This window comes from Paraperlucidibaca baekdonensis (genome assembly GCF_003387535.1).
GTDB lineage: Bacteria > Pseudomonadota > Gammaproteobacteria > Pseudomonadales > Moraxellaceae > Perlucidibaca > Perlucidibaca baekdonensis.
This window is the reverse complement of record NZ_QUNR01000002.1, coordinates 441,467-456,666: the sequence shown is the minus strand read 5'-3', so window position 1 is coordinate 456,666 and position 15,200 is coordinate 441,467. Positions and strand designations below refer to the sequence as shown.

The window sequence follows — 15,200 nt, the reverse complement described above, 5'->3', positions numbered from 1 at the left end:
ATGATCAACTCGTCCTGATCGATTAACGAAACGGCATTGTCGCAACAAATGACAACAATGCCGTGATGACCGGGAAACGTCACACTTAGACCGAAGGCATCAGCGGAAATCAGTGCGCTTTACTGGCTGCTCAGGCCGCCTGTACAACAGCCTTCAGCTTCAGCTTGCCTGGCGCATTCTTTTTCAGCTTCCAATCCAGTAAAGCTTGATAGGCCTTATGCGGGTCGCCGGTTTTTTCGTAACTGCGCTTCCAGACATGGATGACTTCACGATTGTCATCATCCCAGGGATGAAAATCAGGCATGAAGTAAGGCAGATAATGGGATTGGAAAATGCGCGCAAGAATGCCGGGATTGCCGAACAGGATATTGCTCATCCTCATGGCTGAGCGCCAGTTGGTCAGCTGCTTGTCCTTGTGCAGCAGATAGGCCTGGTTGCCGACCATGAGCGGCAGACCAAGTACCGTCCCCATCGCCATTCCCCCGACGCGCCTCAGGTAGCCCTTGATGCCGCCACCACTGGCAGCGACATACACATCAAAGCTGACACCCTTGTGCTCCGTTTCTTCAACAAAATGCCAGTACAGCATTGCCCTGAGCTCAGGATCAGACTCGTTGAAAAGCTCAGGGTTCTCCAGCATGACCGAAGAGATGACAGCGGTAAAATGCTCGAATGCTGCTGCCATGGAGCTCTGCATATCAAGACTCAGCCGCTCCTGCATGGTGACCCTGATTTTGGTAAAAACCGCCTCCACTTTGTCAATCGGCACGCCTTGAGCAACGCATGCCTTGTTCATTTCATCATGCTCACGTGCATGAATGCGCTCCTGGCGACAAAAATCGATCGCAGCCTTACGCACTTCAGGGTCGATCAATTTGTCGAGTTGTGCTCTGGCTGAATTCATTACCCAGCGTTCGCCATCAGGAACCGCCGCCAGAATGGAGTTCATCCAGTGCGTGGTCCATGGATCACCGTTGAACCAGTGGCGCGCCACCGTGTCCGTATTCATCTTGAAGTGAATGTCACGGGGAACAACTTCTTCATATCCAATTTCTTTGCTGATTACGCTCATGTCATTACTCCCAGCATCCTCGTAAGGGCACACTATCTAAGCCACATAACTTATTCATGATTTTGGTTGTCCAACCAACCAATAATGTATAAATTGATATATCAGCCGTGTCAACAAGTTTTGTATAACAGGTGGCAGTCTCAAGCTCCAAGTGCAAACACATTACAAGTGTAATCCCCCCGTCCATCCCTAACGGTTATTCGTAGAAGATTCCCTTACACTGAGGCAAAGGAGTTTTCTATGCGTACATCACGCTACACAGACAGCCAAATCTTGGCAATTTTGAAGCAGAACGAGAACGGCATAGCCGTTCCAGAGCTATGTCGTGAACACGGTATGAGCACCGCTATGTTTTACAAGTGGCGAGCCAAATTTGGCGGCATGGATGCGTCCATGATGAAGCGCTTGAAAGAGCTGGAAGACGAAAATCGGCGACTGAAGAAAATGTATGCCGAAGAGCGACTCAAAGCCGAGATTCGGCAGGAGGCGCTTGAGGGAAAGCTTTAACGCCATCTCAGCGTCGCGAGATGGCTGTTAGCGCAAAGCAGCGTTACGGCATCAGCGTGAGGATGGCTTGCCATTGTTTGGACATCAGCGTGTCGAGCTATTACTACCAGCCTCAGCTGTCTTCGGACAATCAGCTGATAGCAGACTGGCTATTGCGGCTCACCACGGCCAACCGGCGATGGGGTTTTGGGCTATGCTATTTGTATCTGCGCAATGTGAAGGGCTATGCCTGGAATCACAAGCGCGTGTACCGAATTTACCGTGAGCTGGAGCTGAACTTACGGATTAAACCTAGGCGACGCATCAAGCGCGATAAGCCGGATGCGCTGTCTGTGCCTATGGCACCCAACCAAGTGTGGTCGATTGATTTTATGAGCGACTCGTTGGTGGATGGCCGGACATTGCGCACGTTCAACGTGCTGGACGACTACAACCGAGAAGGGCTTGGGATCGAGGTGGATCTGTCATTGCCAAGCCTGCGCGTTATTCGCAGTCTGGAACAGGTGATTGAGTGGCGTGGTAAGCCGAATGCGATACGTTTGGATAACGGGCCAGAATACATAGCGCAAGCGCTCATAGACTGGGCTAACAGTCAGCGCATTACGTTGATGTATATTCAACCGGGAAAGCCGACACAGAATGCGTATATCGAGCGCTTTAACCGAACGGTGCGACACGAGTGGCTGGATTTACATCTGTTTGAGTCGGTGGAGCAGGCACAAGAACTTGCCACTCAGTGGCTATGGCTGTACAACAATGAGCGGCCCAACACGGCCATAGGAGGCATTCCACCAAGGCAACTACTGAAAGCAGCTTAAGTTCTACGAATAGCTGTTTCGGAGAATGGGGGGATTACAATACCACCAGCCCTAGCAAAACTCGAAAATATTACGACTATATAACAACTACATATCAACAGGAGTCTCATGTTAACTCTCTTTTTAATATTTTGGTTGGTCACTCAACCAAAATATTAGCCTGCACTCTGTATGTCAATAGACAAATGCATTCTTACAAGAAAAACCTCCTATCTAGCAGAAACTCATTTACTTCTTGCCAACAACTTAGACTGATTGGCTGTCAAAGTTCTGCAAAACTGTACTGCGCAACCATCTCAAACCTGTCGACTCTACAAATCATCGATGTTTAATTGGGACTTCGCCCAAGCCAAGCGTATTGATTAATCACAAGTCCGGTGACTACTTGTGCTCCGCACAAATGCTGCATGTAAAGCCACACAAACACATAAGCAAAGAAGCGTGCCATCAGCCATTAGGTCGCCAGCTGTAGCAAATCATATGTGGCTCATGAATGGCTTTTTTATCTCATAACCGAGGTCGGGGTCATAAAAGCCTCACCTCGTTGATAATGCAACAAATGCAGCCTTACCATACAGGAGAGGTAGGTCGGTGCTCAGCTACTCACTTGAGTCCTTGATCTCATATCGCCACAACGCGGCCATCGCTGAGATATCGGCAAGTCGCTGATCTAAGAGCTTGAACGAGGCGTCAAGTTGCTTCTTGTCGTGCTAAAGAACCCTAATCAGAATGCCTATATTAAGCAATTAAATGGGCGCTTCCGGAATGAGCATTGATTAACGACCGTGACCCACGTCCAAGGTCCAAGGTCCAAGGTCCAAGGTCGCTATCGAAGCTTGGCAGCGGGAACACAACGCTAAGCAACCTAAGAAAACACTAGCGGCATATCGCCTTAGCATATGCCTCGGACCTGAAGAAAGCTTGCCTATTCAATTCGGACTATGAAGCAGGGGTTACTGTGCACGAAGAGAAGTCGGCGTAGCGATAATATTATAACAACAGCCCGACTACATCGAACACTATACTGACTATTTTCAGGCAGCTATGAGTTTATTTTTTAGTTATTGCGCCTGAGAAAGGACTTTTAAAAAATCACTGCACTTTAACTACCAGTAAGCATCAGGCACAATAACTTACTCAAAATATTATTAATGCAAATACCACCCAAGGTGGCGTATGATTAAATCAGCAAGATGGAGATATGACGCTTATTGCCAGAAAGTACTTTGATTTCAGTCGACTAGTGGGGAAGCACAGCCCAGTCAATATGCCGCATGACAGACATCGTAAAGTATAAACATGTGGCATCGTGCTCGAGAAACGAGGCCAACCCACAAACGGAATGGATGCCAACGTAACGTACATGATAATAATAAAAGCCATGACATTTTCTGACCTAATGCTTTTACGAGCCTTAGTTCCGCTAACGCTAGTATAGAATCATCGCAAAGACACCGCCTCTAGGTACGCTAGCGCATTACACTCCCAGCCTGCTCCGTTGCGAATGGCGACGAAAACAAGCTATCCTGAAAAAATCACTACTTATCTACTTTAACAGCGTGATAGAAGCTTATTGGTCAAAGTTACTATATCAAGAAGAAGGGGCAAACGCTAAGCTAGCACAGCGGCGAATTGAGCAACCCCTTAATTGATAGGTAAAGTTAAACAATGGAACGCCTGCAACAGTGCAGAGCCTCTTTGCTCATACGAACGAGTTAATTATATTATATAGATTTAGAGCACTCATTTTATACTAGTTTCGCTTGGCACCACGAACGCACTATTAATAACCAGCCAGACAAAGTCACCGATATCCTCTAACGAATAACGTCCATTTTCATTAAACCAAGTGGCAACCCAATTTAATGCACCAAGGCCAATGAGACGCAATAAGTTCAAGTCTACATCTTTGCGAATAGCGCCGTGCTGTGCTAGTAACGATAACATTGCAGCCCAAAGGGCCTCGTAACGATCGCGCAACTCAATCATTTCTTTACGTGCATCTCCTCGAAGCGCGCGCCATTCAAAAAGCAGCACATAAACCATATCGGAACCAGTGACCAACATTTTCAGATGAGCATTGATACCTCTGCGCAATTGCTCTACAGGATCACTAACGTTTACACAAGCCTCTGTTACTGCCAGGGCAGCACGCTCTAAACCCAAGCGCATAAGGTCGACTAAAATAGCTTCTTTTGTATGATAGCGGTAATGCAAACTACCTGGAAGCATATTACAAGCCTTCGCAACCTCTTTAACAGTCGTTCGCTCATATCCTTGATCTCTGAAAAGACGAGCAGCAGAGGTTAGCACTGCCTCTCGGCCTAACTGATCAATAATTTTAGTAGGTCGCCTTTTATTCACGTAATCCCCTTATTTTAGCTTTTTGAACTTTATCAGATATCTATCAAGCAAGGATAGTCACTCACCATAACCCTTGCCTCAACTGACATCTTTTTCCTCAGTCGGCGCACATTATGACAGAGGCTTTCACGAATAAACTAAGCCGAAATCACTGCAAGCCCTCAGTGGGCAGTCATACAGTGACCAAAATGTCGATAGCTGCAACTGCCTATATAACCTTATATAAATATTTCACGGAAAAGTCTCCGCCTTTACAGGCGCCGGACCGAGTATCGATCTGTAGTGGTCAACTAATCTCGGACACAGTTTTAAGTTTTCTTCCGCCACTGCCGGTGCCAAACCAGCATTAAACTGGTGCGGCCTGACCCAGTTGTAACGCTCCATCAAGCAACTCACATCTTGCATCGCTTCTCGCCGAGTCATGTAGCCAACACTCGGCACTCATTCAGTTTTCAAACTTCTAAACAGCCGCTCCATTGGCGCATTATCCCAGCAATTTCCACGACGACCCATGCTTTGCTGAATTTGATAGCGCCATAGGCGCTGACGGAACCGGCGACTGCAATATTGGCTGCCTTGATCCGAGTGAAGCATCACACCCTCACTGCTCAACGGCCATGTCCAGCGCCTTAATCAATAAGTCAGCATCGGGGTGCTCAGAGAGCGCACAGCCAACAACGCGGCGAGTATATAAGTCCAATACAACAGCCAAATAGCACCTGCGACCCTGAGCCCACAAGTAAGTGATGTCGCCGCACCAGACTTAGTTCGGCGACAAGACGGCGAACTCACGATTCAGCATATTCGGTATATCTGATCGCTTAATCGTTGCCTGTATCTTAATCGTTGCCTGTATATAGGCATGCTTGCCAGGCTGTTTACTAATTATGTAATTCCCCCAGAAATTAATCAGATTCAGAAGTAGAATTTCTCCCAATGCTTTGAGGAAGTTCTACATGCGCACATCTCGATACTCCGATAGCCAAATCATGGCGATTTTGAAGCAAGCTGAGGCCGGCACGCCGGTTCCGGACTTATGCCGTGAACATGGCATGAGCTCTGCGTCGTTTTATAAGTGGCGCGCTAAGTTTGGCGGCATGGATGCGTCGCTGATGTCTCGACTCAATGAGCTTGAGGATGAAAATAGACGACTCAAAAAGATGTATGCCGATGTGCAGCTGCAAGCGGATGTTCTTAAGGAAGCCATCACAAAAAATAGTGAGGCCGTCTCGCAGACGCGAGATGGCCCAACGTGCGGCGGCGACCAAAGGCTTGAGTATCCGGCAGGCCTGCGCTGCCTTTGCCATCAGCCAGGCCTGCTACCGCTACCAACCGCTGTGCCGACCAGTCTCAACGACATGTGGTCTATGGATTTCATGCATGATCAGCTGAGCGATAAGCGAACCGCAAGGCATGAATGGCTGGGCCAATACATGCTTACTGATTTAGCAGAAATGCAGGATCACGCAACGCGCTAGCTCTGGACATATAACCATGATCACCAGAATATGGGCCTGGGTGGCATCACCCCGAAAGTTGGTCCAAATGGCCTAGCCTCTGCTTCTGAGTCCCGTTAAAAATGGGGGGATTACCTCATCACAGGATACTGCCATCAAACGCAAGCGACAATTCATTTTCTTAGGAGTTTCGATTCAAGAGCAAAGCTTGTGAAAACTGGTCGCCAATACTCTTTATTCGACCGAATTACCTAAGCTAGCATAGCACCCCAAACGTAGCAGCAATGCTGAAGCAGTACGTCCGGCCCGCAATAGCAATCCTTACATCAACATGGATAGCTACCTAAAGAAACTCCAAATATACCACCTTAGGCAATAGTGCAAATCGAGATGATCTGGAGTCAATTTGGTTGAATGACCAAATATTGGTATAGTATGGTCGAACCCTTAGTGCTGTATGCGGAGGAGGACTCGCTCTGTCCCCTCACAATCTGATCACGTGGCACAAATCATGACTACATACGACTTCATAATTGTTGGCGTAGGTTCGGCAGGTTGCGTACTCGCCAATCGACGTAACAAAAGTGCCGCGTACAAGGTACGCCTTATTGGGGCAGGGTCGCCCGATAAGAGCATGCTCATCCTCTTTTACCATTCAGAAGCCAATCATGAATTTATTTACCCCATCAGATAGCGACTCCTATCAAATCCTGCCCTCTGCTATCAAAGCAGCGAAACAATTCTCAGATAACGTACCCCACAACCGTGATCTCGGCATGTTGGTAGAGTCACTGGGAGACTCATCTGCCATCATGCGACTTCCCTACCGTGACTTGCTGATTGGGGATTCTGAAAGAGGTTGGGTTTACAGTAGCGTTCTCTACAGCCTGGCAGATGCCACATCCGGCATGGCTGTGTTTTGCGCACTGAATGAACTCACATCAATTGCGACACTGGATTTGCGCATCGACTATCTGCGCCCAACACTGGCTGGGCACGACCTAATTGCCCATGCCATTTGCTATCGCTTAGCTCGCCAGGTCGCCTTCACCCGTTGCACATTACGACTAGAAGGTAGCAATGAGGTCTGCGCCATTGCTACCGGCACTTTTTATTGCGGTAAACGCACCGGCACCCACACTATCAGCACAATCGAGGATTAATCATGCAGGAAAAGCATATCACAGCGATGATTGAGGCCGTTATTGCCGGTCAGTATCAGTCCTTGCTGGACTCTATTCCCTATATCAACCATCTTGGCATCCGCGTGGAAAGTCCCACAGATAATACATCCGCGCCCCTGCACTTTCACCTGCCCTTTCGCGCGGAAATCATCGGCAACCCCATGCTGCCTGCTCTGCATGGCGGTGTTGTAGGCGCCCTTATGGAAACAGCTGGACTCATTCAAGTTATTGTATCCGAGCGTCAGCCACGCCTCCCTAAGGTTATTGACTTTTCAGTGGACTACTTGCGCTCAGCACGGACAAAGGATTGCTGGGCTACTTGTGATGTAGCTCGCATGGGCAGCCGCGTCGCCGCCATCAGTGTGCGTTGCTGGCAGGAGAGTGAATCCCGCCCGATTGCAACCGCACGCGCGCACTTACTACTGGTTGATGATAAGACGGCATGAGCGCGCAGTTAAGTGGCCGCTCAGTGCTGCCATGGACCGTGCGCGAATCAACAAAGAAGACCTGCACGCCCGCGTACCTAGTGAGCGCGACATGAAACTCATCTCTTTACCTCCAGTCACAAGTCAGTGTAATGCGGGCTCCCTTATACGATTAACCACTTTCATCAATGCCGCTGGCAGAAGACATGTAAGTCAATATAAGGTAGTGCATGTTGCGCTCCAGCAGCACCACAGATGATTTGTTGCCTGCACCTTTAATCAGACAGCATCCTAATGAACCGGCACTAAACGACTCTATACTCTCGATGGGCGCTCGTGAATCATCAGCATGTTGAGGATTTGTCACGCCAATCTTCGCCTGCTAAGCGCAGCTTATAGCCCATGATCTCACGCAGTAATTCGCCCTTGGGCATGGTGTAGCCGCAGAATAAATGACGTCGTGGATACTGTCTGATCAGGATACAACGCCCTAAGCTTGCTATTGATTTGCTATGACGATCAGCGAAGTAGCAACATCTTCTCACCTATGCCACAGAATTAGGAGTAGAGAGCGAGCTTACGCTCTCGTCGTCATTCGTACTTGCTTACCCGCCTGAATCACCTCGTAGCAAAACTAAGCATTGCGGGCAATCTCACAAATAATCGTACTGAGCAAGTGGCTTAGAAATAATACAACGTGTGTCAGGTATGGTGCCGAGCATGATGAAGGCATGTCCTTCAGATAAACATCATTAACAAGCTACTGCGTCGCCACCATCAAATATTCATTTGCTGCAAATGTCGTGATCAAGCTCCATGAGCTCCTAGAACGGGACTTATCACACTCGCTAATTTCTCAATTCGGCAAAACCTTTAACAAGATGCGCTCGATCGCCGTGTGTCAGAGACCCGTGTGTAATTAGCCGGAAGTAGTGGCCGACATCAAGCTCCTCGGTAACACCAATGCCGCCGTGAATCTGAATCGCCTGTTGCGCGATACGTACTGCCTTATCTGCATAATAGGCCTTAGCCGCAAGGCTAGCGCGTTGACGCTGAAAATCATCAGTAGACTCTGCCTTAATAGCCACCATCAGCAGCATCGACTCGAGCTGCTGAAGATCGATGAACATATCCACCAGATAGTGTTGAATAACTTGAAAGCTACCTATCGTTACGCCAAACTGCTTACGTATTTTGGCATACTCCAATGTGCGCTGATACAGAGCGCTGGCAGCGCCATACATGCGAGCGCAATCCAGCGCTCTCAAATAGGCCAGCAAACGGCCGAGTGCCTCTTCAACCACTTCACCACGGGCAATTATCATCTCATCCGTGATGACGACGTCTTCGAACAATACGTTGACCATGCGACTACCATCCAGCGCCCGATACCGCTGCGTCTCGCAAAGTTTGAGCGGCACAGCACATAATACCAGTTCACTTCCATTTAGTGCCGTCACCAGCAAGATGTCGGCATGTCCTCCATCAGGAACAAAGTGCTTCTGCCCTGACAGCCGCACGCCGTTGAAGTTCAGCGAAGGCGTCAGCACTTGATAACCGGCTTGGAAATCATATAGCGCGCAGGCAAGCCTCGCCTGCCCGTTAATCAGCTGTGTCAGCATGGTTGATGCAGCATCGGAGCCGATGAATTCAAGCAATTTACCGGGCGCGACTACCACATCGACATAGGGGTCGAGGCAGAGTGCTGCACCCAACTCCCTCACAATCATTGCCACATCCAACAAATCACCACCGTAGCCACCGGAAGACTCAGCAAAAGGCAAACCGAACCAGCCAAGCTCTTGCATCAGCGACCAGCGTGGGCTCTGAAGGTGGTCAGCCTGTTCGAGTTGTTGTCTGTAGGCATCAAAACTGTAGTTATTCTTAAGATACCGACGGGCAGTATCCGCGATAAGGGTCGTATTTTCCGGAAGAGTAAATTCCATCGTCGTGCCTCAAAGACCAAGTAACATTTTTGCCAGCACATTCTTCTGAATCTCGTTAGATCCTCCGTAAATTGTACAGGCTCGCAGAAAGTTGTAACGACGCGTGGCGCGATTGAAAATATCGCTGCCCACTGTTTTCTGGTTATCCCAAGTAAGTGACATCATGCCACCCAGCTCGACCATCGCCTGCGACACCTTCTGTTGAAACTCGGTGCCTTTGATTTTCAAGCCCGAAGACTCTGGGCCAAAGGGTTGACCTTCGTCGGTCGCTGCAACGGTACGAAAATTGGTGTACTCCAGTGCCATCAATTCGATTTCCAACTCGGCGATACGTTGCCATGCTTGACTTTTATCATAGCTGCATGGCGATTCGGCAACAGCCCTCTTCAATCGTGCAATTTCGTGACGGCTGTCCGCTACACCGGCGATGGTTGTACGCTCGTGGGTAAGCAAGTACTTGGCGATGGTCCAACCCATCCCTTCCTGCCCTACTAGATTATTAAGCGGCACCCGAACGTCTGTGAAATAGACTTCGTTAAGGTGGTGATGGCCATCGATCGAGTAGATCGGTCTTACTTCGATGCCGGGAGTTTTCATATCAATCAGCAGAAATGAAATTCCTTGCTGCTGTTTGACTGCCGGATCGGTTCTGACCAAACAGAACATCATGTCCGCCCAGTGCGCCTGAGTAGTCCAAACTTTCTGGCCATTGACCAAATAATGATCGTCTTTGCGTTCGGCGCGAGTCTTCAGGGAGGCCAGATCCGAGCCGGCATTGGGCTCGGAGTAGCCCTGGCACCATAGGAGCTCCCCACTGACAATACCGGGCAACCAGCGATCCTTCTGTTCCTGAGAGCCGAAGGTATACAACACAGGCCCCACCATCGCTACGCCAAACGGACTGGTTGGAGGAGCGCCAACCATGGCTCGCTCTAGATCAAAAATATACCTTTGTGTCGCCGTCCAACCTGGCCCGCCATACTGTTTTGGCCAAGTCAGTGCCAGCCAGCCTTGTTTGCCGAGCAGCTGCTCCCACTTTTGCTGCTGCTCCTTGGCAGGCATTTCACCAAGCGCGGAACATCGTCTGATGTCTTCCGTGACATGGGCACCCATCCAGTCACGAATGGATTGCTGAAACTCCAACTCTTCCCGAGTAAATTCAAGATTCACGGTATACCCCCCACCGATTATTCATTTTCACGGTGTACAATCGCTCAGTTGACTGCACGATCCCTACCTTCCCAGTAGGGCTGCCGCAGTTCGTTTTTGAGAATTTTGCCCGCGCCGCTCACCGGCAAAGGTTCTGCGCGAAACTCGATGCTGCGCGGCAGTTTGTATCCGGCAATCCGAGCTCGGCAATGAGCGACTAGTTCTTCCTCATTGAGCGAATACCCTTGCTTCAAAAGGATAATCGCATGAACCAGCTCACCCCATTCATGATGAGGAATGCCGACTACAGCGCACTCCTGAACCGCTGGGTGGCTGTAGATAGCACCTTCGACTTCCACCGAAAAAATATTCTCTCCTCCACTAATGATCATGTCTTTGGCACGGTCGACAATGAAGACAAAACCATCGTCATCCATGTAGCCGAGATCACCTGTATGCAACCAGCCATTACGAAGCGTTTCCTCGGTCTCCCGTATCATGCCCCAATAACCCAGCATGACATTTTGCCCCCTAGCACAGACCTCTCCGACTTCACCACGTAGCAACTCCACATCATCCTTGTCCATCACCGCAACCTCGACGCCTAAAGCCGCCCTGCCAGCACTACGCAGTTTATCCCCACCCAGCACGTGGTATTCGGGCGGTAAGGCGGTGATAATCGGCGACGCCTCGGTCTGCCCGTAACCCTGAGCAAAAGAGGCACCGGGCATCTGCGCCATGGCAGCGTCAAGTACAGCACCGGGCATCGGCGACGCACCGTAGAGCATGCGCCTGAGGCTGCTGACATCGAAAGCCTTTATGCGACCGGACGATACCAAAAGATTGATCATTGTCGGCACCAGCAGGGTATGAGTAACTTTCTCCTGCTGGATGAAACCCAGAACCTGCTCGACATCGAAGCGAGGAACAATCCCATGGGTACCCGCGGCCAGCGTCACGGCAAAGGTACTAGCCATATCGGCGAGGTGAAACATGGGGGCTGCATGCATATAGATGGAGTCTTGCGTATAGCCCAACTCCGGCACTACGTTCAGTGCATTGAATACAAGGTTATCATGACTAAGCATCACGCCTTTTGACCGTCCGGTCGTACCGCCGGTATAGAAAAGGCCTGCCAGTTGCGCGCCGCCCTTGCTCACATCCGCTATGGGCTGATGCCGCTCCATCAGAGTTTCATAGGCGATGCAACCTTGCGGCAACTGCCCTTCCCCCATGAACACCACATGCCTCACGCTTTCAAGCAACGTGCGAAGACTAGGTAGCATTGTGCTGAACACATCATCGATGAACAGAACTGACGACCCTGAGTCATTTAGGGTATAGGCAATCTCCGGCAACGCGAGGCGGTGATTGACCGGGTTCAGCACTGCCCCCGCCCAGGGGACTGCGTAAAAATACTCCAGATAGCGGTCAGAATTGAGCGAAAGGATAGCGACACGATCGCCCTCAACAACACCTAATGAACAAACGCCTGCTGCCAAACGCGCCACCCTATTCTCAAATTCGCGCCAAGTCTGCCTCCTGCACGCGTAAATCGTGGCCACACCGTTCGGATTCAGCTGAACCGCCCGACGTAATGTCTGGGTAATAAACATAAAGACGTCCTTATTAATCTACAAATAGTTAATATTTAGCGCGTACAGTAAACAATCCAGTCGAGACATATATTTCATATAGGAAAACACCAACAGAGGCCGCAATAAGGAGCTACACACTAATTAAGCTAGGCACAATTCGCCGCAATGGATTACCTTTTCCTGGTGACTTCTACAGTAAAATCCGAACTAAAATCTGCTTATTACCTGATGCACATACTGCGTTTCATGCAACTTGACGCGAATAATTGCAGCCTCAATTTCTCGAATTGGAAATACATCCGACTCCGACGCCATTTTCAGCAACGCTGCAAGCTCAGACCACGCCGTTGCAGAGCACTGCATCAGCCCCACAAGATTCGCAGTATGCACTGCCGGCAGCATCACGCCGGCCTCTAGTAGAAAATCAACATACATAGCCCTGAAGCCAGCGCCGCCGGTGCCACGCTTCTCAATAACCTGATAGGCAAAGCGCAATAGCCAGCGCCAATTTTCCTCCGCTCGCCAGCGAGGCAACAACTCAATCCAAGTATCTAGTGCCGAAAGACCACTATTGCGGTTACCCTCAGCGAGCGCGCGAGCATTGGCGATAATAGCTGCCCTCACCTGCTCAGCACTGACTGTCACCTTCAACGAACGCGGAGCAAACAGGTTGCCATAATGAACGAATGGTGGAGACGTTGAAAAACGAGCATCGGCAAGACTGGCTGCTGGAACAGATATTAACTCGGGGCGCTCGGTATCACTGACCAGCACTTCATCGCGCGCCTCATTCAGCTGCCAAGCAACTATGGCATGGCCTGGGAAATGAGTGCTGCTCCCGAAGTAAGGCAAGTGGTAAATGTCAGTGAGCAGCAGCGCCGGCACCCCATCACGCAGAGCCTCATGCAGGTCTGCGGTGGCCGCCTGCTTGTCCGTATAGCTCGACCAAGCAAATGGCACTCCCAGAGTGCTAAAGACACTTTCCTCAAAACCCATTGAGCGCACATGGACAATGAAGGGCGTGGCCGAGTCCGGAATCTCCACATAGGTAATGCCCAAGCCGGCACCCAGCCCGAAGCAGAAGGCCTCTGTGAGATCAAGACCATGAAACTCCAGCAGGTCACGAATTGCCGAGCTGCCACAGTGCCAACCCGGTCTGTGGCAGTGTTGTATCTGGCGGGTAGAACCGGTAGCGCCCAACATTTCCCCCGCTCCGACAAACTGCATCAGGCCACCCGCTCCAAGTACGCAGTCTCGTAAACTGCAGCCGATGCCTGCATGGGATCACCATGACGAGCATACTCCCCCAGCCAAGCAGCAACTTTCTCGGGCATACCGGAGTCCCAAGGATGAAAACCGGGTCGGAACCAGGCCATAAACTCCGGCAACATGCGGGTAAGAATACCTTGGCGACCGTACAGGCGATTCAGTCCACGCAAAATCACCATAGGCTGACGGGTTACACCATCCAGCTTGAGCATATTCCAGAATACTGGAGCCACCACAAGATGAACCATCAGGGTCGCGACCACCAAAGCCGATGCTCGGGTTACATAACCACCGCCTGCCGCAACCTGATAAAGATCGTAAGCTACAGCTTTGTGCTCAACTTCCTCAACACCATGCCAGAGAAACAGGGCTCGCATTACTGGATCCGCCTCCCGAAACATATCGGTCTCCTCCTTGAGCATGGCTTCACCTAAGGTCGCAGTGAAATGCTCAAACGCGGCTGTCATGGCCAGCTGGTATTTCTTTGGCAGATACTTTTGCGTGACTTTAATAAAGCGTCGCAAATTAACCGTGACCTCCTGTACATCTACTCCTTGCCCAGCCATGACCTGATTGAAACGATCATGGACGATACCATGCTGGCCCTCCTGCCGGATAAAATGGCGAATATCCTCGCGCAAGCGCTCACTGCCAGCCTGATCCTGAAAGTGGCGAACTGACTCAATAAAAAATCGCTCCCCCTCAGGAAAGTGCACGGATAGCGCATCAAAAAAACGTGTCAGAACTGGGTCTCCGCCATTCCAGTGTCGGGGCACGTTAGTTACATCAAAGACAACTTTCCGCGGCTGAATAGTTATCGCACTCATGTGACTCTCCATAACAAGCTTGAGAAGGCGGCAGAACCTCAAGTCGCCCGTATTCTCATATAGTATTGGTCGACCAACCAAATGTCAATTTTTTAGATCACGCTTATATCGCAATCTTTATAACAGGGTATTTTCGTACCTAACTTCATATAGATCCTATCTGCTAGGTACTAACAAGTTAACTTTTAGACTCAGCAATAGTTTTCCTTCAAACCTCTGCGCGACTACAGCTCTACAAGTTGCGCTGTAGTCCTAGTCGATAATAATCTACTGGGATCAGATGCCTTCCAAGCTTCAATAAGCTCGATACTGCAGCATGAGTTTATATAAATTGCTGAGCCTGACTCAGCGACTTGAATCGCTGCATGCCTCACATCCGAAATCGAGTCGATTCATGTGATCGCTCAGCTCTATTGTTCACATACTTAGTCGTGCCGTGATGAAAAATGGGCATTAACTTTTGTGGGGCAACCTTATAGCCGGCCAACTTATCAGTAACTATAATTAGTGGTGAGCAAGCATAACTACTTAACAGACGCTTGAAGAATTGCTTAGCAGCTGCACCATTGCGCCTACCCTGAACA

11 protein-coding genes and 3 pseudogenes are annotated in these 15,200 nt (G+C 49.8%); 4 read left to right on the top strand and 10 right to left on the bottom strand.

The genetic code is table 11. The features are described 5' to 3' along the window. Nucleotides 1-130: 130 nt before the first annotated feature. Nucleotides 131-1,072 carry a metal-dependent hydrolase gene (locus DFR26_RS06175; protein WP_116208072.1) on the bottom strand — a complete coding sequence of 314 codons (942 nt, stop codon included), beginning with the start codon at nt 1,070-1,072 and terminating at the stop codon, nt 131-133. Nucleotides 1,073-1,312: 240 nt separating this feature from the next. Between DFR26_RS06175 and DFR26_RS06170 the strand changes: the two genes are divergently transcribed. Further along, a protein-coding gene (locus tag DFR26_RS06170) for an IS3 family transposase (RefSeq protein WP_116208071.1) occupies nt 1,313-2,397 on the top strand; the annotation gives its coding sequence in 2 pieces (ribosomal slippage) (nt 1,313-1,574 and nt 1,574-2,397; 1,086 coding nt in all). Nucleotides 2,398-4,140: 1,743 nt separating this feature from the next. Here the strand turns inward: DFR26_RS06170 and DFR26_RS06165 are convergent. Together DFR26_RS06165 and DFR26_RS06160 are read right to left on the bottom strand one after the other, a co-directional pair. Beyond that, nucleotides 4,141-4,761, bottom strand: a complete 621-nt coding sequence (locus tag DFR26_RS06165; RefSeq protein WP_220375720.1) for a TetR/AcrR family transcriptional regulator — start codon at nt 4,759-4,761, stop codon at nt 4,141-4,143. Between the two features lie 231 nt (nt 4,762-4,992). Further along, nucleotides 4,993-5,650, bottom strand: a pseudogene (locus DFR26_RS06160) (IS3 family transposase); the annotation flags it as partial. Nucleotides 5,651-5,717: 67 nt separating this feature from the next. On the opposite strand from DFR26_RS06160, the pseudogene DFR26_RS11330 reads away from it, so the two are divergent. From DFR26_RS11330 to DFR26_RS06140, 3 genes and pseudogenes are all read left to right on the top strand, one after another. Beyond that, a pseudogene (locus tag DFR26_RS11330) lies at nt 5,718-6,093 on the top strand (transposase); the annotation flags it as partial. A gap of 793 nt (nt 6,094-6,886) precedes the next feature. Then, the gene (locus tag DFR26_RS06145; protein WP_116208069.1) at nt 6,887-7,381 is read left to right on the top strand and encodes a PaaI family thioesterase; all 495 of its coding nucleotides are present in this window, start codon (nt 6,887-6,889) and stop codon (nt 7,379-7,381) included. 2 nt (nt 7,382-7,383) lie between these two features. Beyond that, nucleotides 7,384-7,848, top strand: coding sequence for a PaaI family thioesterase (locus DFR26_RS06140; RefSeq protein ID WP_116208068.1), 465 nt, complete (start codon nt 7,384-7,386; stop codon nt 7,846-7,848). 151 nt (nt 7,849-7,999) lie between these two features. Here the strand turns inward: DFR26_RS06140 and DFR26_RS11030 are convergent, their stop codons facing one another. From DFR26_RS11030 to DFR26_RS11325, 7 genes and pseudogenes are all read right to left on the bottom strand, one after another. Beyond that, on the bottom strand, nt 8,000-8,194 hold the full coding sequence (locus tag DFR26_RS11030) for a hypothetical protein (protein WP_147300269.1): 195 nt from the start codon (nt 8,192-8,194) through the stop codon (nt 8,000-8,002). Nucleotides 8,195-8,675: 481 nt separating this feature from the next. Continuing rightward, nucleotides 8,676-9,773: an acyl-CoA dehydrogenase family protein gene (locus tag DFR26_RS06135; protein WP_116208067.1), complete on the bottom strand. Its 1,098-nt coding sequence runs from the start codon at nt 9,771-9,773 to the stop codon at nt 8,676-8,678. 9 nt (nt 9,774-9,782) lie between these two features. Then, the gene (locus DFR26_RS06130; protein WP_116208066.1) at nt 9,783-10,943 is read right to left on the bottom strand and encodes an acyl-CoA dehydrogenase family protein; all 1,161 of its coding nucleotides are present in this window, start codon (nt 10,941-10,943) and stop codon (nt 9,783-9,785) included. A 44-nt stretch (nt 10,944-10,987) separates the two neighbouring features. After that, nucleotides 10,988-12,538, bottom strand: coding sequence for a long-chain-fatty-acid--CoA ligase (locus DFR26_RS06125; protein WP_116208065.1), 1,551 nt, complete (start codon nt 12,536-12,538; stop codon nt 10,988-10,990). Nucleotides 12,539-12,727: 189 nt separating this feature from the next. After that, nucleotides 12,728-13,747, bottom strand: a complete 1,020-nt coding sequence (locus DFR26_RS06120) for a BtrH N-terminal domain-containing protein (protein ID WP_245953022.1) — start codon at nt 13,745-13,747, stop codon at nt 12,728-12,730. After that, nucleotides 13,747-14,616, bottom strand: coding sequence for a metal-dependent hydrolase (locus DFR26_RS06115; protein ID WP_116208064.1), 870 nt, complete (start codon nt 14,614-14,616; stop codon nt 13,747-13,749). The genes DFR26_RS06120 and DFR26_RS06115 overlap by 1 nt, the downstream gene beginning before the upstream one ends. A gap of 370 nt (nt 14,617-14,986) precedes the next feature. Further along, a pseudogene (locus DFR26_RS11325) lies at nt 14,987-15,196 on the bottom strand (DDE-type integrase/transposase/recombinase); the annotation flags it as partial. Nucleotides 15,197-15,200 lie beyond the last annotated feature (4 nt).